Raw genomic sequence first — 22,176 nt, 5'->3', positions numbered from 1 at the left:
GAGTAAAAACAATTGCATGAAAATTCACAACATATTAAACATTATGCGGATAAAATTTAAAGAAAAAAATTTGCCAACAACTACTTGACACAAACTGTTATGTAAAATACCTTGACAAAAGACAAAAATCTGATAAAATTTATCTTATTGAATATCTATACTTTTAAATGCGAGGAGGCAAGATAAAAGAATGAATGCTTTGGGTCGCCACATACTGGCAGAGATTTATGGTTGCGATGAAAATGTTCTTGATGATTGTGAATTAATAGAAGACATAATGGTAAAAGCAGCTATAGAAGCAGGTGCCGAAGTCCGTGAAGTTGCTTTCCATAAATTTAGCCCCCAGGGCGTTAGTGGAGTCGTTGTTATTTCTGAATCACATATAACAATTCATACTTGGCCGGAATTAGGGTATGCAGCTGTTGATGTGTTTACGTGTGGAGATAATGTCAATCCATGGAATGCATGTAATTATTTAACCAAGATGTTGAAGGCGAAGAATATGACTGCTACTGAAGTAAAAAGAGGGGTTTTTGAACAACCTGTCAAAGTTGTAAATTTGTAATTTGCAAAAAAAAAATATTTTATGTATATTTGATAATTTATGTGTTAATAATATTAATGAACCTCACAAAATACATTGAGACCCCCTTTACATCATTTGAGTGGCTAAGTTTAGCCACTTTTTTTATCATTGTTAGACACTTGGAGGTGTACTTGATTTGAATTATGACGAGTTTTTGCAGAAAATATTTAATTTAACCGGTATAGATTTATCTCTTTATAAAGAAAAACAAATGAAGAGAAGAGTCGATTCGTTTATAGCAAATAACAATTGTAAAAATTACGATGTTTTTTATGAGACACTAACTAAGGATACGAAAATTTACAGAGAGTTTTTGAAATATATTACGATAAATGTGACAGAGTTTTTTAGAAATTTAGAACAATGGATGATTTTAAAAAACGAAATATTACCTAAAATTATCAAAAAGAACATGAAGATTTGGAGTGCTGCTTGTTCTACAGGTGAAGAAGCATATAGCCTTGCTATGTTGCTATCAGATTTTATAGATTTAAGGGAAATCAACATCATTGCTACTGATATTGATGATGTAGTGCTTGAAAAAGCAAAAAAGGGGATTTATAGCAATAAAAGTATTGAAAAAATTCCAGAAGAATATATGAAATATTTCGCTAAATTAGATGAAAATAATTTTATTATTTCTGAAGAGTTGAGAAATAATATTGTGTTTAAAAAGCACAATTTATTACTTGATAAATATCCAGATAGTGTAGATTTGATTGTATGTAGAAATGTATTAATATATTTTAATGATAAAGCTAAAGAAGAGATTTATAAAAAATTTTATTCTAGCTTGAGTACAGATGGAATCCTCTTTGTAGGAAGCACAGAACAAATCATTTTTCCTTACAAATATAATTTTGCTCCAATAAAAACTTTTTTTTACAAAAAAATTTCTAAGTGAAATCGAGCTTAAATTTGCATTGTTCTTATAGTATAATATTATTTGAATTAGAGTAAGCCTTTATAGATAAATACATATAGGTATTTATAATAGATTTTAATTTTGCGGAGGTATGCATCTGATGAGTGAAAGAAAAGAGATTATAGTTACAGAAGAAGACATAAAAAAACAAAAAGATATAATAAATCAAATGGCTATTTTAAATAAAGATAGATATTTAAAATTTCACATAGAAACATATGGATGTCAAATGAACGTCCATGATTCAGAGAAATTAGCTGGTATGTTAACAGAAATGGGATACCAACATACTGATAATTTAGAAGATGCTGATGTCATACTTTTTAATACTTGCTGTGTCAGACAACATGCAGAAATAAGGATCTTTGGAAGAGTATCTCAACTTAAAGAGCTTAAACAAAGAAAACCAAATATTATTTTGGGTATTTGCGGATGTATGATGCAGGAAAAAGAAGTTGTAGAGGCAATTAGAAAGGATTATCCATATATTGATATGGTTTTTGGGACGCATAATTTGTTTAAGTTCCCAGAAATTTTACAGGAAGCGCTAAATTCAGACACAACAGTTATCGATGTTTGGGATGATAATAGCAATATTGTAGAAGATATTCCTATAAGGCGCGCAGAAGGTTTAAAGGCATGGGTAAATATTATATATGGATGCAATAATTTCTGCACGTATTGTATTGTGCCGTATGTGCGTGGAAGAGAAAGAAGCAGAGAACCGAAAAATATAATAGATGAAATAAAGTCATTAGCCGATGAAGGATTTAAAGAAATAACATTGCTTGGACAAAATGTAAATTCTTATGGCAATGATTTATCGCAAAAGGTAGATTTTGCCGATCTTTTGTATATGATAAACAATATAAATGGCATAGAAAGAATCAGGTTTATGACTTCACATCCAAAAGATATTTCTGACAAATTAATTTTTGCCATAAGGGATTTGGACAAAGTATGCGAGCATTTGCATCTACCTGTACAGTCTGGAAGCAATAGAATTCTTGAGAAAATGAATAGAAAATATACGAGAGAAAGATATTTAGAAATAATAGAGAAACTAAGAGATAATATACCAGATATTGCAATAACAACTGATATAATAGTAGGATTTCCGGGAGAAACAGATGAAGACTTTCAAGATACATTAGATCTTGTAAAAAAAGTCAAATATGATTCTGCGTATACATTTATTTACTCAAAGCGAAAGGGTACAGTAGCTGAAAAGATGCCTGATCAAGTAGATGAAGATATTAAGCATAAGAGACTTGAAGAACTGATAAAACTGCAAAACTCAATAAGCATAGAAAAAAACAATGAGATGAATGGAAAGATTGTAGAAGTGTTAGTTGAGGGAACTAGCAAACGAGACAGTGATAAGCTTACTGGGAGAACGAGGACAAATAAGATTGTTCATTTCAAAGGAGAACCTAACCTAATAGGTAAATTTGTCGATGTTAAAATAATTGAAACAAAGGCTTGGACTATGCAAGGTGAGTTAATAAGTGAACAAATATAATAAAAATATTATCATTGAAAAAACAATAGAATTGGGAAAAAGTTTGGCGGATTCTGACGTTATTAGCGAATTAAGGGATGCAGAGATTGCATTTTTAAATGATAAAGAAGCACAATTACTTCTTTCAAAGATAAAAAAGCATGAAAAAAATAGGAAACAAGGCGTCGAGTTGAACTATCTTAAAGAAGAATTATTTGAATTAGATAGTTATAAGAGGCTGATAAATGCACAGAAAGCTTCTAAAGAGTTAATGACTGAGATAAACAGTATATTGAATTTTTATATAAATGGTATAGACCATAAATGTGATAAAGATTCTTGTGCGAATTGTCATAGGCATTGTGCAAATTGAGTTTTGACTTATCCATAAAATTGGAGGTAGTTTTAATGCCGTATACTCCTATGATGGAACAATATTTAAAAATAAAAGAGAAGTACAAAGATTCGATTTTATTTTTTCGAATCGGTGATTTTTATGAAATGTTTTTTGATGATGCAGTAATTGCGTCGAAAGAGTTGGAAATAGTTTTGACAGGCAAAGATTGTGGACAAGAAGAAAGAGCACCAATGGCTGGAGTGCCATTTCATGCCGCAGATTTTTATATAGATAAATTAGTCAAAAAAGGATATAAAGTAGCGATTTGTGAACAGTTAGAGGATCCTGCTTATGCTAAAGGATTGGTAGAAAGAGATGTCATACGAGTTTTTACTCCAGGTACTGTAATAAACACAAATTCATTAGAGGAAAAAAGCAATAATTACCTTTTATCTATATTTAAAGAAGGAGACGGCTATGGATTGTCTTTTGTTGATGTGTTGACAGGAGAATTATTTGTGACACAAATTACAAAGTGTAACGATATAAGAAAAATATACGACGAAATAATGAGATACAGTCCTTCTGAAATAATAGCCAATAATGATTTTTTTGAATTAAAAAGATTAGTGAAAATTTTAAATTCAAGTAAAGTTTTTATAAACAAATATGATAAAGTATTAAATAATGCAGAAGATATAATAATAACTCAATTTAACAGATCACTGAAAGATTTAAAATTAGAGAGGAAAAAATATGCAATAAAATCTTTAGCATCTGTTCTTTTGTACTTAAAAGAAATGCAGAAGGTTGAATTAAAACAATTAAACAATTTAACTTATTATGAAGATAATTCTTTCATGTTGCTTGATAATAACACAATAAGAAACTTGGAAATCGTATATTCAATAAATAGAGATCATTCAAAAAGTGGGACTTTACTCAGTGTATTAGATCAAACTGTTACACCTATGGGGGGAAGATTACTTAAAAGATGGTTAGAAGAACCTTTAATAGATGTAGAAAAAATCAATTATCGATTGAATTCTGTTTCGGAATTATACAATGATTATAAAGGGCGATCGGATATTAGAGATATTTTAAATGGGATTTATGATTTAGAAAGGCTTTCCAGCAAATTAGTTTATCAAAATATAAATGCAAAAGATCTTTTGTCTATAAAGATCTCAATTGAAAGGCTTCCTAAGTTAAAACAATTGCTTGATAAGTACAAGTCTAATTATTTAAAAGAGATATTTAGTAAGTTAGATACATTACAAGATATACATGATTTAATCGATAAATCAATAAAAGATGATCCATCTTCTAATGTTAAGGAAGGAAATATCATAAAAGATGGATTTGATAAAAATATTGATGAATTAAGAAGAGCATCGATAGATGGTAAATCATGGATAGCAAACCTTGAATCATATGAGAAAGAAAAAACCGGCATAAAAACATTAAAAATTGGTTATAATAAAGTATTTGGTTACTATATTGAAGTGTCAAAATCATATATATCATCTGTTCCTGAAAATTATATTAGAAAGCAGACACTTGCTAATGCTGAGAGGTATATTACTCCAGAACTTAAAGAAATAGAAGAAAAAATTCTCGGTGCAGAAACAAAGCTTGTAGAGATGGAGTATGAAATTTTTGACCGTATAAGAGAACAGATAAAAAATGAGATATACCGAATACAGATGACGTCCAGATATATAGCAATTTTAGATGTTCTCGTTTCTCTGGCGACGGTGGCAGAAACAAATAATTATGTTAAGCCTATTGTAAATAGCAGTGACAGAATTGTGATAAAAGATGGAAGACACCCAGTCATTGAAACGATTATGGATGACTCTTTTATATCAAATGATATCGAAATTGATGATAAAAAGCCTATCATGATTATAACAGGGCCAAATATGGCAGGAAAATCTACTTACATGCGTCAAGTTGCATTGATTGTCTTGATGGCTCAAATTGGTAGTTTTGTTCCAGCATCATATGCTGAAATAGGCGTTGTCGATAGGATTTTTACAAGAGTAGGTGCATCTGACGATTTATTTTCTGGGCAAAGTACTTTTATGGTGGAAATGAATGAAGTATCACTAATATTAAATTCTGCCACGAAAAACAGTTTAATTATACTTGATGAAGTTGGACGTGGCACAAGCACTTATGATGGTATGAGCATAGCATGTGCTATTCTTGAATACATTCATGATAAAATAAAGGCAAAAACGATGTTTGCAACACATTATCATGAATTGACTAATTTAGAAGACAAGCTAGATGGAATTAAAAATTATAATATCTCAGTTGAAGAGACGGATGATGAAATAATTTTTTTGCGAAAGATAATACCTGGTGCGGCAGATAAAAGCTATGGCATTCAGGTTGCAAAATTAGCTGGACTGCCGGATGAAGTCATTCAAAATGCGAAAAAAATATTGAATAATTTAGAGAATAGCGACTTAGAAGTGGCCACTACATTTATGCCTACTCAGATTGATATATTCAGCTTAGAAAAAGAAACGTTGATAGAAGAAATAGTTGACTTAGATATAGAAAATATTACGCCTATACAAGCTTTAAATTATTTATACGATTTAAAGAAAAAAGCCCTTTCATTAAGGATGTGATACAATGAATAAAATCAACCTTTTAGATGATGAGTTGATAAATAAAATTTCTGCTGGTGAAGTTGTTGAAAGACCAATGTCTATAGTTAAAGAACTTGTAGAAAATTCAATAGACGCAGATAGTAAGAACATTACAATTGAAATAATAGATGGTGGAATACCTTACATAAAGGTTTTAGATGATGGTTGTGGTATGAATGAAATTGATGCTGTTTTAGCTTTTGGGCGTCATGCTACAAGCAAGATAAAATCAACAGATGATCTTTTTAACATAGGGACATTAGGGTTTCGCGGTGAAGCATTAGCAAGTATTGCGGCTATATCAAAAGTTTTGTTAAAGACTAAGGAAGAAAATTCCTTGTATGGGACTCTAATCAATGTTGAAGGTGGAAAAATTTTAAAAAAAGTTAAGTGCGGATGCGAGAAGGGCTGTAGCGTTGAAGTAAAAGATGTGTTTTACAATACACCAGCAAGGAGAAAGTTTTTAAAGCGACCATCTACAGAGGCAATGTATATAACAGATATGGTAGCTAAAATTGCCCTTTCAAGGCCAGATATATCATTTAGATATATAAAAGATAAAAGAATGGAATTTATGACGTCTGGAAATAATTCTGTCAATGAGGTCATTTTAAGGCTTTATGGTGATGAATTGTATTCAAATTTGATAGAGACCGAATACAATGATGAATATATGAATATAAAAATATTTTTATGTAAGCCTTCATATACAAGAGGAAATCGAAACATGCAAATTTTATTTGTCAATGGAAGGTTTGTAAAAAACAAGATCTATACAACTGCTGTTGAAGAAGCATATAAAACATTGATTCCAGTAAATAGATATCCTGTTGTGATCACGTATTTATATATTGATCCTAAAAATATAGATGTAAATGTTCATCCAACAAAATTAGAAGTTAAATTTTCAGACGAAAAGGAAATTTTTAACTCAATATACAAAAGCATAAAAAATGCTTTAAATAGATCAAATCTCATTCCAACTATTAGACATGATATGTTTACATATGCAGATATCACAGAAAATAAAGTAGAAGAAAAATCTAATCCGAAACAGCTTAATATGATAGAAGAAGAGTCAACTAATAAAATATTAGAAGTCTATCCAAATAACAAAAGTTTTGTATCCAACGTAAAGGAAAGCAGCGAAAAGGCTTATTTTGATTACAATGATGTCAATGCTTTCAACAAAGAAATCGAAAATACGCACATAGAAAATTTTAATACATTGCCTGATGAACGTGATGATTATAAAATCGTTGGTGTGATTTTTTCAACTTATATAATTGTAGAAAAAGACGACGTGATCTACTTAGTAGATCAACATGCTGCGCATGAAAGGATATTGTATGAAAAGTTTATGAACATGTATAATAATGTTCAGGGAAAACAGACAACGATCCCCATTCTGATAAATATTGAACCTGGTGATGATGTTATAATTAATGAGAACATAGAATTATTTAATAAATTGGGTTATAAATTTGAAAGTTTTGGAAATAATTCAATTGTATTAAGAGAAGTGCCGGTTGTATTAGGTCAGCCAGAATCAAGACAACTATTCATTGACATAATTGATAAATTGAAAAGAGATGATTTTAACAAAGACATTAATCTAAAAGAAGAAACAATAATAATGATGGCTTGCAAAAAGGCAGTTAAAGCAATGGACAGTTTATCAAAAGAGGAGATTAACTCTTTATTTAATGATTTAAAAGTTACTGAAAATCCCTATACGTGTCCACATGGGCGGCCGGTAATAGTATCGATAAAAAAATATGAATTAGAAAAAATGTTTAAAAGGATCATGTAAGAGGTGTTTCAATGGCAATACCATTATTAATAATCGTAGGACCAACTGCTTCAGGAAAGTCAAGATTATCTATAGAAATTGCTAAATTTTATAATGGTGAAATAATATCTGCTGATTCGATGCAGATATATAAATATATGAATATTGGAACTGCTAAAGTAACAGATGAAGAAAGACAAGGTATACCACATTATATGATAGATATAGTTGAACCAAACGTTAAATTTAGTGTCGCTGAATACGAGAAAATGGCTAAACCATTGATAGATGATATTTTTAAAAGAAGGAAATTACCAATTGTTGTTGGCGGTACAGGTTTATATGTGGATTCATTAATTTACATAATGAATTTTTCAGAGTATATTGGCAATGATGATTTTAGATCTGCCCTAAAAAATATAGCGTCTGTTTTAGGCAATGAATATTTATTTGAAAGGTTAAAAATGATCGACCCTAAAACTTATTCTAAACTTCATCCAAATGACTTAAGAAGAGTCATTAGAGCTTTAGAGGTTTACCAATTTACCGGGATACCAATTTCTGTTTATCAGGAATTAAGCAATAAGCGCATCAATCCAGACTACAATACCGTAATGATAGGCTTAAATTACAGAAATAGAGAAACTTTGTATAAAAAAATTGATGATAGAGTAGATGCGATGATAAAAAATAATTTAATAGATGAAGTGGTAAATTTGCTAAAAATAGGGTATAATAAGTATGGTACATCTATGCAGGCTTTAGGGTATAAAGAAATTGTAGAATATCTGGAGGGAAAAGTTTCATTAGAAGAAGCAATTGCCGATTTAAAAACGAAGACAAGGAGGTATGCAAAAAGGCAGATAACATGGTTTAAAAGTTATGAAACCATAAATTGGTTTTATGTTGATGATTATAGTAGTTTTGAAGATCTTGAAAAAAATATTATTTCTTTTTTAGCAGGAAAATTAAAATTTAAGTAGAATATAAATAATTATTAACAACAATAGAAGGGGGATGGCTATATGAATCAAAAAACAGCTATCAATTTACAGGATATTTTTTTAAATCAGGTAAGAAAAGAACATATTGCTGTAACAGTTTATCTGATTAATGGCTTTCAATTAAAAGGCATGGTTAAAGGTTTTGACAATTTTACGGTTGTTTTAGAAACAGATAATAAACAACAGCAGTTAATATACAAACACGCTGTTTCTACAATAACGCCTTTAAAGCCAGTAATTTTTACAACGACTGAGAAGGATGAAAAGCAGCAATAATGTAAAAACGCAAAAACAGTATTAGAATAGCTAATACTGTTTTTAAATATTGGAGGTATATGTTCATGAAAATTGGATTTATAGGAACCGGTAATATGGGGACAGCTTTAATCAACGGCTTAATAAATTCTGAGTTTGCCACTGCAAATGATATATATGCCTATGATATTTCATATGACAAACTTTTAAAATTAAAGGATGAATTAGGCATAAACATATCTAAAAGCAATGTCGATGTGATAAATGAGTGTGATGTTGTTATTTTAGCAGTAAAGCCAAACTTATATGATAGCGTCTTAGAAGAAATAAAAAACGATGTAGATGAAAATAAAATTGTTATTATAATTGCCCCTGGAATTAGTATTGATCATGTAAAGAGCATTTTAAATAAAGGGAAAATAGTGCGTACAATTCCCAACACACCAGCTTTAATTGGAGAAGGTATTACAGCTATATCGTATCCTGAAGATATATCTTTTAATGATAAAGAAATAGTTGAGAAAATATTCAAATCATGTGGAGAAATAGTTGAGATAAAAGAAAATCTAATAGATGCGGCAATGGCAATATCAAGTTGTAGCCCAGCTTACGTGTACATGTTTATTGAAGCTTTATCTGACGCTGGTGTATCGTTAGGTTTACCGAGAGATGTAGCCTACAAATTGTCTTCAAAAGCTGTTTCGGGTTCTGGTAGTATGGTTTTAAAAACAGGTTTTCATCCTGGTTATTTAAAAGATATGGTTACATCACCAGCTGGAACTACGATACAAGGTGTCAGGACTTTGGAAAGGTACGGATTAAGAAGTGCTGTTTTTGAAGCTGTAATTTCATCTTTTGAAAAAGTAAAGGGAAACAAACAATGATAAATATGTCTGATGTTACTATATATACTGATGGCGCTTGTAGTGGTAATCCGGGTCCAGGTGGCTGGGGAGCAATTTTGATTTATAAAGACATAGTAAAAGAAAAATCAGGCTATGAAGAAAATACTACTAATAACAGAATGGAATTGACAGCCGCTATAGAAGCTTTAAAAATGCTAAAAAGGCCTTGCAATGTAAATTTATATAGCGATAGCAGTTATTTAATAAATGCATTTAATCAAAAATGGATAGATAATTGGCTGAAAAGAGGCTGGATTAAATCTGATAATAAGACTCCTGTGGAAAATAAAGATCTGTGGCTTAAATTATTAGATTTATCATCAACACATAATATTAAATGGATTAAAGTCAAAGGACATGCTGATAATGAATACAATAATAGATGTGATAAACTGGCCACTGATGAGATAAAAAAACATCAAATTGGGATTATAAAATAATTCATTTAAATCAATACCCAATTATACGAAATAGTTATTTCGTATAATTGGGTATATATAAAGTTTATAGAGGTGAATTTTTGATATGTTTATCTCAACTAAAGATAATTTAGAATTACCTCCTATTCTCGAAGAATTCTTAAATTATTTTTCTACTATAAAAGCTAGATCGCCTAATACTGTTAAAGCCTATTTATACGATTTAATTTTGTTTTTCAGATTTATAAAGGTTAGAAAAAATCTATGCTCTGATTCTGATTTTGATAACATCGATATTAGCGATGTTGATATCTCTCTCATTGAGTCGATCGATTTGAATGATTTGTATGCCTTTTTATCCTTTGTCACACATGAAAGATCTAATACTCCTCCGGCCCGTGCTCGCAAAGTTGCAAGTTTAAGGTCTTTTTATAATTACCTATACGCAAAAAGAAAAGTAATAACAAAAAACCCTGCTTTGGAATTAGAATCACCTAAGCTTGGTATTAGACAGCCTGTATATTTGACATTAGATGAAAGCGTAAAATTATTAAATTCTATTGATGGAGAATTTAAAGAGCGGGATTACGCCATAATCACCTTATTCTTAAATTGTGGGCTTAGACTTTCGGAATTAGCAAATATAAATATTACTGATATTAAAGATGATAAACTTACAGTTATCGGTAAGGGAAATAAGCAGCGGACTGTTTACCTTAATGATGCGTGTATTAATGCCATAAACGACTATTTAAAAGTTAGGCCACATGACGGCGTTAAAGACAAAAAAGCATTATTTTTAAGCAAAAGATTGCAAAGAATAAGCATTAAGACTATACAATACATCGTCAAAAAACATTTAAAAGACGCTAATCTTGATGGCAAAAAGTATTCTACTCATAAACTTAGACATACGGCGGCGACGCTTATGTACAGATATGGAAAAGTTGATATTAGAACATTGCAAAGGTTGTTAGGACATTCCAATGTATCAACTACACAGATATATACGCATGTTGACGACAGTCAACTGAGAGATGCTGTAAGTAAGAATCCCCTCTCTGAATTGAATATTGATAATAAGAACTAATGTTTGATTAAATTGTGTCTTTGTGTTATAATAAAGAAAAATTTGGAGGGGTCTAATTGTGAAAGATGCATCTAAAATAAGCGTTAAACAACAAGAGATAATTGATTTTATAAAGAGTGAAATTAAACGCAAAGGATATCCACCATCGGTAAGAGAAATTGGGAAAGCTGTGGGCTTGCGTTCCACATCAACAGTTCATGGACACTTGTCGCGCCTTGAGAAAAAAGGCTATATTAGAAGAGATCCAACAAAACCGAGAGCTATTGAGGTTTTAAGCAATGATGAAAAGTATATTAGCGACGTTGTAAAATTGCCTGTTATTGGTAAGGTTACTGCCGGAACTCCTATATTAGCTGTTCAAAATATTGAAGAGTATTATTCTGTACCAAGAGATCTTATTACAGGTTATGAAAGTGAAAGTTTTATTTTAAAAGTTCGCGGAGAAAGCATGATAAATGCAGGTATATTAGACGGTGATTACATCATAATTAGAAAGCAGTCATACGCAGACAACGGTGACATTGTAGTAGCTTTGATGGAAGATGAAGCAACTGTGAAAAGATTTTATAAAGAAAACAATCATATAAGGTTGCAACCTGAAAATCCTTCAATGAACCCTATAATTGTAGATGATGTGATGATTTTAGGAAAAGTAGTTGGAGTAATAAGAAAGCTCAAATGAATCATCGTTTGAGCTTTCTTAAATTTAGATTTTGATGAATCCTTTCTCTATCATATTGCTTATTGCAATCATAAGGCTAAGCTTTACTTGATAATATGATAACCCCCCTTGTACATAAGCTGTATATGGTTTCCTAATAGGAGCATCAGCACTTAATTCAATAGATGAACCTTGAATAAATCCACCTGCAGCCATAATGACTTGATCATCATATCCTGGCATATCCCATGGTTCGGGAACTACATGTGAATCAACAGGAGAACCTTTTTGAATGCTTTGAATGAAAGTAATCAACTCTTCTTTTGTTTTAAATCTAATTGCCTGTACAATATCTGTTCTCAAATCATTGAATCTCGGCAAAACTTCATATCCCAGTGTTTCCATTATTTTAGCTAAAATTATAGCTCCTTTCAATGCATTGCCAACAATTAAAGGTGAAAAAAATAATCCTTCTAATGTTAAACGATTTGTATTCAATGTAGGGCCTACCTTCTTCCCTATCCCAGGTGCAAATAATCTGTATGCTGCTTTTTCAACAAGCTCTTTCTTTCCTGCAACATAACCACCTGTAGGAGATATACCACCCCCAGGATTTTTTATCAAAGAGCCTGCAATCAGATCTGCTCCAACGTCTGTTGGTTCTAAATCCTCTGTAAATTCACCATAACAATTGTCTACAAATACAATTATATCTTTATTTTTGCCTTTCAACTTTTTAATCACAAATTCAATATCACCAATAGAAAGTGAATACCTAAAGTCATATCCTTTTGATCTCTGTATCATAACCATTTTGGTTTTACTTGAAACTTCGCTTATAAGTTTTTCTACGTCAATTTTCCCATTTTTTAAAAGAGGGATTTCTTTGTATATAATTCCTAAATCTGTAAGAGAACCATTGTTTCTATTGCTTCCCTTCCCTATTATATCATTAAGAGTATCATACGGTGTTCCACAAGCCGATATTAGCTCATCATTTGGTCTTAATACACCATAAAGGCATAAAGATATGGCATGTGTTCCAGAAACTATTTGAGGCCTTACTAAGGCGTCTTGTGTGTTAAATATGTCAGAATATATTTTTTCTATTGTATCTCTTCCTATGTCGCCATAACCATATCCTGTTGTTCCATTAAAATGTATATCGCTCAAATGATTCTTTTGCATTGCGTACAATACTTTATATTGATTTTTTTCTACGATCTTGTCAATTTTTTTAAACTCCTCTTCAACATCATTTTCTGCCTTTTCAAGCAAAAAAATAACATCTTTAGAGATGTTAAATTTTCCTTCAAGTATGTTTTCCGACATATTCTCAATCCTCTCTAATATCAATAGAATCAATTATCATCAAATCGTCTTTTGTTATTGTTTTTTTATTTATTACTCTTACAGCTTGTTTTCTTATAGCTCTTTCAATTATGTTTCTAACCAACCTCGCATTGCCTATTTCTCTTGTAGTGTTGTCATTAATTAAAACTTTCATTATTTTTCTTTTTGCGCTATCTGTTAGTACGTATTGCCTATTCTTTGTCATTAATTCCGCAATCCGTAACAATTCATCTATAGTGTAGTCAGGAAAATCAATTTGTATAGGAAATCTAGATCTTAAACCTGGGTTTGTGTTTAGAAAATATTCCATTTCATCTCTATAACCTGCCAAAATCAAGACAAACTGATCTTTGTAATCTTCCATTGCTTTGACTAAAGTATCAATCGCCTCTTTACCAAAGTCCTTTTCTCCACCCCTTGCCAAGGAATAAGCTTCATCGACAAATAGTATTCCACCTAATGCTTTTTTTACATTTTCTTGTACTCTATGAGCCGTATGTCCTATGTATTCGCCAACTAAGTCGGCTCTTTCCACTTCTACGACATGTCCTTTGTTAAGGACTCCAATGCCTTTTAAAAGTTTACCCAATATTCTTGCAACGGTTGTCTTTCCAGTACCAGGATTCCCCTTAAACACCATATGTAAAACTATGGGATCTGTAACTAATCCTGCATTTTTCCTCTTAATTTGAACTTGCTCTAAAGCATATAACTCGTTTATTATTTGTTTTACTTTGTTAAGACCAATTAAAGAGTTTAACTCTTTTAATGCTTCTATTTCGAGGTTTTTATCTTTTTCTATATTTTTATTGTCATCAGATTTTGTCTTTTTGTCAATCTTATAATTTTCAAAGTTTACAGACCATATACTCATGACAATCACATCCCAATACATTTTTCGCTAATACTATTTTATGATATTGGGATGTGAAATGTTCATACTGTTTATTATGGGCGAATTCTGGACAGTGTTCTTGGAAATGGTATACATTCTCTCACATGTTCTGTATTAGTTATCCATGCAACTGTTCTCTCTATACCAAGTCCAAAGCCGGAATGTGGTACAGTGCCATATTTTCGTAAATCAAGATACCAATCGTACATATCAATAGGCAAATTTTCTTCTTTCAGTCTTTTTACTAACAAATCATAATCGTGAATACGCTGACTGCCTCCAATAATCTCCCCATAGCCTTCAGGTGCAAGCAAATCTGCACATAGCACTACTTCAGGTCTATCTTCTTTCGGTTGCATGTAAAAGGCTTTGCATTTGGCAGGATATTCAGTTATGAAGACAGGTTTATCAAATTGATTTGACAAGAATGTCTCATCTGGCGAGCCCAAATCATTCCCCCATTGAATCTCATATCCATTTTTATTCAAAAGCTCAATTGCTTCATCGTATGTCAATCGAGGAAAAGGAGTTTTGATTTTTTCCAGCTTACTTAGATCTCTTCCAAGTTCTTTTAATTCCCTTGAACAGTTTTCTAATACAGATTGAACTATGTATTCTACCAACTTTTCTTGAACTTCCATATTGGCATAATGATCGACAAAAGCCATTTCAGGCTCAACCATCCAAAACTCATTTAAGTGTCTTCTTGTTTTTGATTTTTCAGCTCTAAATGTTGGACCAAAGCTGTACACTTTACCTAATGCCATGGCAGCAGCTTCTTGATACAACTGACCAGTTTGTGAAAGATAAGCATTTTCACCAAAATAATCTATTTGAAAAAGGTCTGAAGTTCCTTCACAAGTAGATGGTGTTATGATTGGCGAGTCAATTCTTACAAAATCATTATTATTTAAAAACTCTTGTATTGACTTTATAACTTCATGGCGAATAGACAAAATTGCCTGCTGTCTCGGTGTTCTGATCCAAAGGTGTCTATTGTCTAATAAAAAATCTACTCCATGTTCTTTTAATGAAATAGGATAATCATTAAAAGCCATTTGTATTAAATCTATATTTTTGACTGTAAGTTCGAAACCGAATGGAGATCTTTCATCTTTTCTCACAATGCCAGAAACTGATATAGAAGACTCCTGTGTTAATTTGTCGCAAAGTTCAAAGACATTTTCGTCTACTTCATTTTTTACAACTATGCCCTGAACAAATCCAGATCCATCTCGTATTATTAAAAATTTAATTTTTCCGCTGGATCTTTTATTGTACAGCCATCCATTAATTGTAACTTCTTCCCCCACATGATCTTTCATTTCTTTTATTTTTATCAGATTCATATTTACGCCTCCTATCACGTAAATTATAACATAATTATTTTTATACTTCTATACTGACTTCTACGTCTTCAATGCGATTTGCATTAAGCAACGGTTTAACCACATTCTCTATGTATTCTACCGTCTGATTGATAGCTCTTCCAGTAAATTTGATAGGATTTATAATATCATTAATCTCTGTGTCTGACAAGATTATTCTTTCATCTTTTTTTAACAAATCTAATAGCTGATTTTCTCCACCGTTTTTAATAATTTCTTGGGCCTTTAGCGAATTTTCACGTATGACTTCATGCAATTCTTGTCTATCTCCACCTTTTACAACGCATTCCATTAAAATTGATTCAGTAGCCATAAATGGCAGTTCATTCATGACATGCTTGTTAATTATTTTGGTATTCACCTGTAATCCAGATGCGACATTTAAATATAAATTTAAAATAGCATCAGTTGCGAGAAACATCTCTGGTATTACGATTCTTCTATTGGCAGAATCATCAAGTGTTCTTTCAAACCATTGTGAAGATGATGTAATTGATGAATTAAGCAGTGCCGTAATAACGTATCTGGAAAGCGATGCTATCCTTTCAGATCTCATAGGATTTCTTTTATATGCCATTGCTGATGAGCCTACTTGTTTTTCTTCAAATGGTTCTTCTATTTCCTTTAAATGCTGCAACAATCTTATATCATTGCTAAATTTGTGTGCACTTTGAGCTATTTCACTCAAAACAGAAAGAAGCAAAAAGTCATACTTCCTTGTGTAAGTTTGACCAGTTACGTCAAACGATTTGTCAAAGCCCATCTTTTCTACTACAAGCCTATCAAGCAGTTTTACTTTTTCTTCGTCACCATTAAACAACTCCATGAAACTTGCCTGTGTTCCTGTTGTTCCTTTTACGCCTCTTAGCTTTATATTTTTAAGCCTATATTCAAGATCTTCGTAGTCAAATATCAAATCTTGAATCCATAGAGTAGCTCTTTTCCCGACAGTTGTCAACTGAGCTGGTTGAAAGTGAGTAAAACCCAATGTAGGTACATCTTTATATTTTAATGCAAAATCTGAAAGTATCTCAATTAGCTTAAGCAATTTTTTTCTGATTATCTGGAATCCTTTATACATAAGTATAATATCTGTATTATCATCCACAAAAGCAGATGTTGCTCCTAAGTGTATAATCGGCTTTGCCTTTGGACACTGAATACCATATGCTCTAATATGTGCCATGACATCGTGACGTAGTTCTTTTTCCAACCTCTTAGCATCTTCGTAATTTATATCTTCAACATGTTTCTCCATCTCTTCTATTTGTTCATCGGTGATATTAAGCCCTAATTCTTTTTCGCTTTTTGCTAAAGCGATCCATAGCTTTCTCCAAGTTTTGAATTTTTCATCATCTGAGAATATTTGAGACATTTCTTTGCTTGCATAACGTGTTATCAATGGATTTTCATATAGATTTGACATAATTACCTCCGATTTCTAAAAATTTGTTAATAAGTTTTCTATTCTATTAAAGCCTTCTTCAATATTTTTCATCGATGTTGCATACGAAACTCTAATATAATTATCATTGCCAAATGGAAGACATGGTATTACAGCAACTTTAGCTTTTTCTAAAAGAAAATTAGCAAAAGCAATTGAACCATTTATTTTTGTTTCATCTATTTCAGTCCCAATAAAATTACTGATATTGATAATTATATAAAATGCTCCATCTGGTGGGATAGCCTTTAAACCATCTATTTTATTTATTCTTTGAAGCATGTAATCCCGTCTTCTCTTAAATTCAACAACCATAGTTTTGATAGTATCATCGCCTTGATTTAGTGCCGTAACACTGGCATATTGAGCTATCGTATTAGGATTTGATGTAGTATGACTTTGAATATTGTTAATTAGTTTTGCGATCTCAGGATTTGATACAGAATATCCAATCCTCCATCCTGTCATTGAATAAGCTTTTGACATACCATTTATTATAATTGTCAAGTTTTTTATTTCTTCATTAAAAGAAGCAATGCTGACATGTTTTCCGTTGTAAATTAACTTTTCATAAATTTCATCAGAAATCACATAAATATTATGTTTTACAGCTAAAGATGCTATATTTTTCAATTCCTCTTCATTATAAACTGCCCCAGTAGGATTATTTGGGCTATTTATAATAATTGCTTTTGTCTTATCGCTTATTGCTTCTTCTAATTGCGTTGCAGTAATTTTAAAATTATTGCTTTCTGCAGTATCAATAAAAACTGGAACACCGCCAGCTAACTTAACCATTTCAGGATAGCTAAGCCAATAAGGAGAAGGAATTATGACTTCGTCACCTTGATTTAATATGGCACATAATGTATTAAATATTGCCTGTTTAGCACCATTTGAAACTACTATTTGAGAAACATCATAAGATAAATTATTGTCTCTTTTTAACTTTTGTACTATTGCTTCTTTTAGCTCCAAAATACCTGAAGTAGGTGTATATTTTGTGTAACCTTCTTTTATAGCACTAATTGCTGCTTCTTTTATATAATCAGGTGTATCAAAATCAGGTTCTCCTGCTCCAAAACCAATCACATTTATTCCTGATTTTCTCATTCTATTTGCTTTGGCGGTAATATCTAATGTTAGTGAAGGACTAATGCTAAGAGCCTTGTCCGATAATCTCATATTTCCACCTCCTACAGTATATCTATTATTTTAACTTATTTTTGATATTATTTCTACTATTTAATACTTTCTTTAAGTTTTAACACATATTTGTAATCAAGCTTTACTGTACCCAATAAATATCTTCCATCTATATCAATTCCATGAAAATCTGAACCACCGGTTATTAATAAATTATTTTCTATCGCAAAATCTTTAAAAAACTCTATATCCTTCTCATCATGTTTTGAATGATAAACTTCGATTCCCTTTAAACCATTTTTAATAAGATGATTAATGATCTTTTTATCTTTAAGAAGACCTGGATGCGCCAATACAGGTATGCCACCAATATTTTTTATCATCTTAATTGATTCAAATGGATGAAGCCTATATCTCTCAACATATGCTGGTTGTCCTTCACCAATATATCTGTCGAAAGCTTCTTTTACGCTTTTTGAATAACCTGCCTCAACCATAGCTCTTGCAATATGAGGTCGTCCTATATAAGATTCTTTAGTGTATTTTAGTACATCATCATAATTTATGTTAACACCAATTTCATTAAGCTTTTGAATCATAAGTTTTGAACGAGAAATTCTAGAATCTCTAATCTCTATCAATCTTCTTAAAAAATCTTCATTATTGTGATCGATAAAATATCCAAGTATATGTACGTCTTGCTTTCCATCATATGAGTTAAGCTCAATCCCAGGGATTATTTCTACGTCGAAAAATTTTGAGACATGTATTGCTTCATCAATGCCTTCCAATGTATCATGATCTGTAATAGCAATAATACTCAAACCGGCTTTTTTTGCCAAGTGTACTACTTCTTTTGGTTTATGTGTTCCATCTGATTTAGTAGTGTGTATGTGCAAGTCAGCAAACATTTATTTCCCCTCCTAATGTTAAACTAAAAACAACCTGTTTTGCAGGTTGTTCATCTTGGCTCTACGATCAACTTAATGGCTGTTCGTTCTTCTCCATCGATTTCAATGTCTGTAAAGGCTGGTATACAAATTAAATCGATACCACCAGGTGCAACAAAACCTCTTGCTATAGCTACTGCTTTTATTGCTTGATTTAATGCACCTGCTCCAATTGCTTGTACTTCTGCTCCACCGCGTTCTCTGAGTACACCAGCTAGTGCACCTGCTACTGAATTTGGATTAGACTTTGCTGAGACCTTTAAAACCTCCATCATATATCCCCCTTTTAATATATCGAATACATTATCTATATTCTACAAAAAAATTAAAAATCCTTCTAAATTGAAACTTATATATAATTTTTGTTTATTCTGTAAATATCAATACATTTTCCTGTAGATTCATCTATTTTTATTACCAATCCATTTATTTGAGCTGGGCCTTTTGCAATATCAAATTTAACAGGCAAAGAAGATGTAAATTTTTTTATTATCTTATCTTTGTCCATTCCCAAAACAGAATCGTATGGACCAGTCATTCCCACATCAGTTATATATCCGGTGCCACCTGGCAATATTTTTTCATCTGCCGTTTGAACATGTGTATGTGTCCCATACACGCATGATACTTTCCCATCTAAGTAATAACCTAAAGCTATTTTTTCTGATGTGGCTTCAGCATGAAAGTCAACAATTATTATGTTTGTATGTTCTTTTAACATTTTAATTTCTTCATCAGCAACAAAAAAAGGATTGTTATTACATGGCATAAACACTGTCCCTTGCAAATTGATAATTCCGATTTTTACATTGTTTATGTTAAGCAAAGAAGAACCTCTTCCAGGGGTGTTAGGAAGATAATTTGCAGGTCTTACAATTCTTCTTTCTTCATAGATAAAATTAAAAATTTCTTTTTGATCCCAAACATGGTTACCCATAGTTAAAGCCGATATTCCCATTTCAAAAAGTTCATCGGCAACTTTTCGTGTTATGCCATTTCCACCTGCAGCATTTTCAGCATTTGCAATGACCAAATTAATATTATTTTCTTCAATTAATTGTCGCAATTTATCTTTCAGTATATTTCTTCCGATTCTTCCAACAATATCACCTATTATGAGCGTATTCATATAAACCTCCGTTCATTTACAACATAATATTATTATACTACTATAATTGATAATTATAATTATAAATCGAAAAGCGTGCATATGCACGCTTTATTTCAAATTTATTTAGCATAATCAACTGCAACAGTTTCCCTAACTACTATAACCTTAATTTGACCAGGATATTCTAATTCTTCCTCGATCTTCTTAGTAATTTCTCTTGCTAACATGATCGTAGTTTCATCATTTATGATTTCTGGTTTTACTATTATTCTTATTTCTCTGCCAGCCTGTATAGCATACGATTTTTCAACACCATCAAATGAATTAGCAATTTCCTCTAATTTATTTAATCTTTTTAAATACGCTTCAAGTGTCTCACGTCTTGCACCAGGTCTTGCTGCAGATATGGCATCTGCTGACTGAACTAAAACTGCTTCTACCGTCTGAGGTTCAACATCATTGTGATGTGCCATTATAGCATGAATGACTTCGTTTGACTCGTGATATCTTTTTGCAAGATCGGCCCCTATCATTACATGCGGACCTTCAACTTCATGGTCTACTGCCTTTCCTATATCATGCAACAATCCGGCTCTTTTGGCTATATTTGCGTCGGCACCAAGTTCGTACGCCATAAGCCCTGCTAAATGAGCAACTTCTATGGAGTGCTTCAAAACATTCTGCCCATAACTTGTCCTAAACTTTAATCTTCCAAGCAATTTTATCAATTCAGGGTGAATTCCGTGAACACCAACTTCAAAAGTCGCTTCTTCTCCAGCTTTAATAATGACATTATCAACTTCTTTTCTAGCTTTTTCCACCATTTCTTCAATTCTGGCTGGATGTATTCTTCCATCTTCAATTAATTTTTCTAAAGCTATACGGGCGATTTCACGCCGTATTGGATCGAATCCTGATATAACTACCGCTTCAGGTGTGTCATCAATTATCAAATCAATACCTGTCAACGTCTCTAAGGTTCTAATATTCCTGCCTTCACGTCCTATGATTCTTCCTTTCATTTCATCGTTAGGCAATGCTACTACCGAAACAGTTGTTTCAGCTGCATGATCAACAGCACATCGTTGAATTGAAGTAACAACTATTTCCCTTGCTTTGCTTTCTGCTTCTTCTTTTGCTTTAGCTTCAATTTCCTTTATCATTAAAGCAGCTTCATGTGATATTTCGTTTTTAACATCGTTTAATAAAATATTTCTGGCTTCTTCTCTGGTTAATTCGGATATTCTTTCTAATTCCTCAACTTCTTTTTGATGCATTATTTTAATTTCTTCTTCCAAATCGCTTATTTCTTTTTGTTTCTTTTCAATCATTGCATCTTTTTGTTCTAATGTTTCAGCTCTTCTGTCAAGAGACTCTTCTTTTTGGATTAAACGTCTTTCCATTCTTTGAAGTTCGCCTCTACGATCCCTGACTTCCTTTTCGAGATCAGTTCGTTGTCTATGAATTTCTTCCTTTGCTTCCAAAAGCAACTCTCTTTTTTTATTTTCGCCGTCTTTTTTTGCATTTTCCAAAATAGTTTTAGCTAATTCTTCAGCGCTTTTTATTTTGGATTCTGCAATAAATTTTCGTATGAAATATCCTGCAAAAAGACCAATTGCTATGGCTATTAATGCAATTACTGCTATAAATATTGGACTAATATTGTTAATATGCCTACACCTCCTTTGTTGATACTCATTTTATATTTTATTCCTATTTCAAAATTATGTCAAGTTAGCATCCTTTCT

The 22,176-nt window shown here is 31.7% G+C and carries 21 protein-coding genes; 12 read left to right on the top strand and 9 right to left on the bottom strand.

The window, feature by feature from the left end:
- The first annotated feature begins 190 nt into the window (after positions 1-190).
- From speD to lexA, 12 genes are all read left to right on the top strand, one after another.
- Complete coding sequence (gene speD / locus HNR52_RS09070; protein ID WP_013788015.1) at positions 191-565, top strand: adenosylmethionine decarboxylase; 375 nt, start codon at positions 191-193, stop codon at positions 563-565.
- Between the two features lie 157 nt (positions 566-722).
- Positions 723-1,490 (top strand): CheR family methyltransferase, encoded by a 768-nt coding sequence (locus HNR52_RS09065; protein ID WP_435620384.1) that lies wholly within the window; start codon positions 723-725, stop codon positions 1,488-1,490.
- Between the two features lie 121 nt (positions 1,491-1,611).
- Positions 1,612-3,033 carry a tRNA (N6-isopentenyl adenosine(37)-C2)-methylthiotransferase MiaB gene (miaB, locus tag HNR52_RS09060; protein WP_435620383.1) on the top strand — a complete coding sequence of 474 codons (1,422 nt, stop codon included), beginning with the start codon at positions 1,612-1,614 and terminating at the stop codon, positions 3,031-3,033.
- Positions 3,020-3,385, top strand: coding sequence for a YlbF family regulator (locus HNR52_RS09055; protein WP_435620382.1), 366 nt, complete (start codon positions 3,020-3,022; stop codon positions 3,383-3,385). Before miaB ends, HNR52_RS09055 begins: the two co-directional genes overlap by 14 nt.
- 35 nt (positions 3,386-3,420) lie before the next feature.
- The gene (gene mutS, locus HNR52_RS09050; protein WP_435620381.1) at positions 3,421-5,994 is read left to right on the top strand and encodes a DNA mismatch repair protein MutS; all 2,574 of its coding nucleotides are present in this window, start codon (positions 3,421-3,423) and stop codon (positions 5,992-5,994) included.
- A 4-nt stretch (positions 5,995-5,998) separates the two neighbouring features.
- Positions 5,999-7,828 (top strand): DNA mismatch repair endonuclease MutL, encoded by a 1,830-nt coding sequence (gene mutL / locus HNR52_RS09045; protein WP_435620380.1) that lies wholly within the window; start codon positions 5,999-6,001, stop codon positions 7,826-7,828.
- 11 nt (positions 7,829-7,839) lie between these two features.
- Complete coding sequence (miaA, locus tag HNR52_RS09040; protein WP_435620379.1) at positions 7,840-8,790, top strand: tRNA (adenosine(37)-N6)-dimethylallyltransferase MiaA; 951 nt, start codon at positions 7,840-7,842, stop codon at positions 8,788-8,790.
- Positions 8,791-8,832: 42 nt separating this feature from the next.
- On the top strand, positions 8,833-9,087 hold the full coding sequence (gene hfq / locus HNR52_RS09035) for an RNA chaperone Hfq (RefSeq protein ID WP_013788022.1): 255 nt from the start codon (positions 8,833-8,835) through the stop codon (positions 9,085-9,087).
- Positions 9,088-9,152: 65 nt separating this feature from the next.
- Positions 9,153-9,950 carry a pyrroline-5-carboxylate reductase gene (gene proC / locus HNR52_RS09030; RefSeq protein WP_435620378.1) on the top strand — a complete coding sequence of 266 codons (798 nt, stop codon included), beginning with the start codon at positions 9,153-9,155 and terminating at the stop codon, positions 9,948-9,950.
- The gene (gene rnhA / locus HNR52_RS09025; RefSeq protein ID WP_435620377.1) at positions 9,947-10,411 is read left to right on the top strand and encodes a ribonuclease HI; all 465 of its coding nucleotides are present in this window, start codon (positions 9,947-9,949) and stop codon (positions 10,409-10,411) included. The genes proC and rnhA overlap by 4 nt, the downstream gene beginning before the upstream one ends.
- Positions 10,412-10,496: 85 nt before the next feature.
- A complete protein-coding gene (locus tag HNR52_RS09020) occupies positions 10,497-11,480 on the top strand; it encodes a tyrosine recombinase XerC (RefSeq protein ID WP_013788025.1) in 984 nt (327 codons plus the stop codon).
- Between the two features lie 58 nt (positions 11,481-11,538).
- Positions 11,539-12,162, top strand: a complete 624-nt coding sequence (gene lexA / locus HNR52_RS09015) for a transcriptional repressor LexA (protein WP_013788026.1) — start codon at positions 11,539-11,541, stop codon at positions 12,160-12,162.
- A 24-nt stretch (positions 12,163-12,186) separates the two neighbouring features.
- Here lexA and HNR52_RS09010 read toward each other — a convergent pair whose 3' ends face one another.
- The 9 genes from HNR52_RS09010 to rny form a co-directional block, all read right to left on the bottom strand.
- On the bottom strand, positions 12,187-13,473 hold the full coding sequence (locus tag HNR52_RS09010) for a methionine gamma-lyase family protein (protein WP_013788027.1): 1,287 nt from the start codon (positions 13,471-13,473) through the stop codon (positions 12,187-12,189).
- Between the two features lie 4 nt (positions 13,474-13,477).
- Complete coding sequence (spoVK, locus tag HNR52_RS09005; protein ID WP_013788028.1) at positions 13,478-14,368, bottom strand: stage V sporulation protein K; 891 nt, start codon at positions 14,366-14,368, stop codon at positions 13,478-13,480.
- Between the two features lie 74 nt (positions 14,369-14,442).
- The gene (asnS, locus tag HNR52_RS09000) at positions 14,443-15,738 is read right to left on the bottom strand and encodes an asparagine--tRNA ligase (protein WP_013788029.1); all 1,296 of its coding nucleotides are present in this window, start codon (positions 15,736-15,738) and stop codon (positions 14,443-14,445) included.
- Between the two features lie 40 nt (positions 15,739-15,778).
- On the bottom strand, positions 15,779-17,203 hold the full coding sequence (purB, locus tag HNR52_RS08995; protein ID WP_435620376.1) for an adenylosuccinate lyase: 1,425 nt from the start codon (positions 17,201-17,203) through the stop codon (positions 15,779-15,781).
- Positions 17,204-17,218: 15 nt separating this feature from the next.
- Entirely contained in the window at positions 17,219-18,406 is a 1,188-nt protein-coding gene (locus HNR52_RS08990) for a pyridoxal phosphate-dependent aminotransferase (protein ID WP_013788031.1), read from the bottom strand.
- 56 nt (positions 18,407-18,462) lie between these two features.
- Positions 18,463-19,278, bottom strand: coding sequence for a PHP domain-containing protein (locus HNR52_RS08985; RefSeq protein ID WP_435620375.1), 816 nt, complete (start codon positions 19,276-19,278; stop codon positions 18,463-18,465).
- A gap of 50 nt (positions 19,279-19,328) precedes the next feature.
- The gene (locus tag HNR52_RS08980; RefSeq protein ID WP_013297863.1) at positions 19,329-19,589 is read right to left on the bottom strand and encodes a stage V sporulation protein S; all 261 of its coding nucleotides are present in this window, start codon (positions 19,587-19,589) and stop codon (positions 19,329-19,331) included.
- A gap of 77 nt (positions 19,590-19,666) precedes the next feature.
- Entirely contained in the window at positions 19,667-20,446 is a 780-nt protein-coding gene (locus HNR52_RS08975) for a TIGR00282 family metallophosphoesterase (protein WP_013788033.1), read from the bottom strand.
- Positions 20,447-20,547: 101 nt separating this feature from the next.
- Positions 20,548-22,074 (bottom strand): ribonuclease Y, encoded by a 1,527-nt coding sequence (gene rny, locus HNR52_RS08970; protein WP_041592083.1) that lies wholly within the window; start codon positions 22,072-22,074, stop codon positions 20,548-20,550.
- Between the last annotated feature and the right edge of the window lie 102 nt (positions 22,075-22,176).

Source organism: Thermoanaerobacterium thermosulfurigenes (assembly GCF_051201035.1).
Lineage (GTDB): Bacteria > Bacillota > Thermoanaerobacteria > Thermoanaerobacterales > Thermoanaerobacteraceae > Thermoanaerobacterium > Thermoanaerobacterium thermosulfurigenes.
The sequence above is the reverse complement of the archived record's forward strand: the minus strand, read 5'-3'. Positions and strand labels throughout refer to the sequence as shown.

Excerpts from the sequence above, each read along its gene's own strand:
- asnS (WP_013788029.1), bottom strand. The coding sequence starts at position 15,738 with ATGAATCTGATAAAAATAAAAGAAATGAAAGATCATGTGGGGGAAGAA.
- proC (WP_435620378.1), top strand. The coding sequence starts at position 9,153 with ATGAAAATTGGATTTATAGGAACCGGTAATATGGGGACAGCTTTAATC.
- spoVK (WP_013788028.1), bottom strand. The coding sequence starts at position 14,368 with ATGAGTATATGGTCTGTAAACTTTGAAAATTATAAGATTGACAAAAAG.
- HNR52_RS09020 (WP_013788025.1), top strand. The coding sequence starts at position 10,497 with ATGTTTATCTCAACTAAAGATAATTTAGAATTACCTCCTATTCTCGAA.
- purB (WP_435620376.1), bottom strand. The coding sequence starts at position 17,203 with ATGTCAAATCTATATGAAAATCCATTGATAACACGTTATGCAAGCAAA.
- mutS (WP_435620381.1), top strand. The coding sequence starts at position 3,421 with ATGCCGTATACTCCTATGATGGAACAATATTTAAAAATAAAAGAGAAG.
- miaA (WP_435620379.1), top strand. The coding sequence starts at position 7,840 with ATGGCAATACCATTATTAATAATCGTAGGACCAACTGCTTCAGGAAAG.
- HNR52_RS08975 (WP_013788033.1), bottom strand. The coding sequence starts at position 20,446 with ATGAATACGCTCATAATAGGTGATATTGTTGGAAGAATCGGAAGAAAT.
- hfq (WP_013788022.1), top strand. The coding sequence starts at position 8,833 with ATGAATCAAAAAACAGCTATCAATTTACAGGATATTTTTTTAAATCAG.
- HNR52_RS08990 (WP_013788031.1), bottom strand. The coding sequence starts at position 18,406 with ATGAGATTATCGGACAAGGCTCTTAGCATTAGTCCTTCACTAACATTA.
- HNR52_RS09010 (WP_013788027.1), bottom strand. The coding sequence starts at position 13,473 with ATGTCGGAAAACATACTTGAAGGAAAATTTAACATCTCTAAAGATGTT.
- rnhA (WP_435620377.1), top strand. The coding sequence starts at position 9,947 with ATGATAAATATGTCTGATGTTACTATATATACTGATGGCGCTTGTAGT.
- speD (WP_013788015.1), top strand. The coding sequence starts at position 191 with ATGAATGCTTTGGGTCGCCACATACTGGCAGAGATTTATGGTTGCGAT.
- mutL (WP_435620380.1), top strand. The coding sequence starts at position 5,999 with ATGAATAAAATCAACCTTTTAGATGATGAGTTGATAAATAAAATTTCT.
- HNR52_RS08985 (WP_435620375.1), bottom strand. The coding sequence starts at position 19,278 with ATGTTTGCTGACTTGCACATACACACTACTAAATCAGATGGAACACAT.
- HNR52_RS08980 (WP_013297863.1), bottom strand. The coding sequence starts at position 19,589 with ATGGAGGTTTTAAAGGTCTCAGCAAAGTCTAATCCAAATTCAGTAGCA.
- miaB (WP_435620383.1), top strand. The coding sequence starts at position 1,612 with ATGAGTGAAAGAAAAGAGATTATAGTTACAGAAGAAGACATAAAAAAA.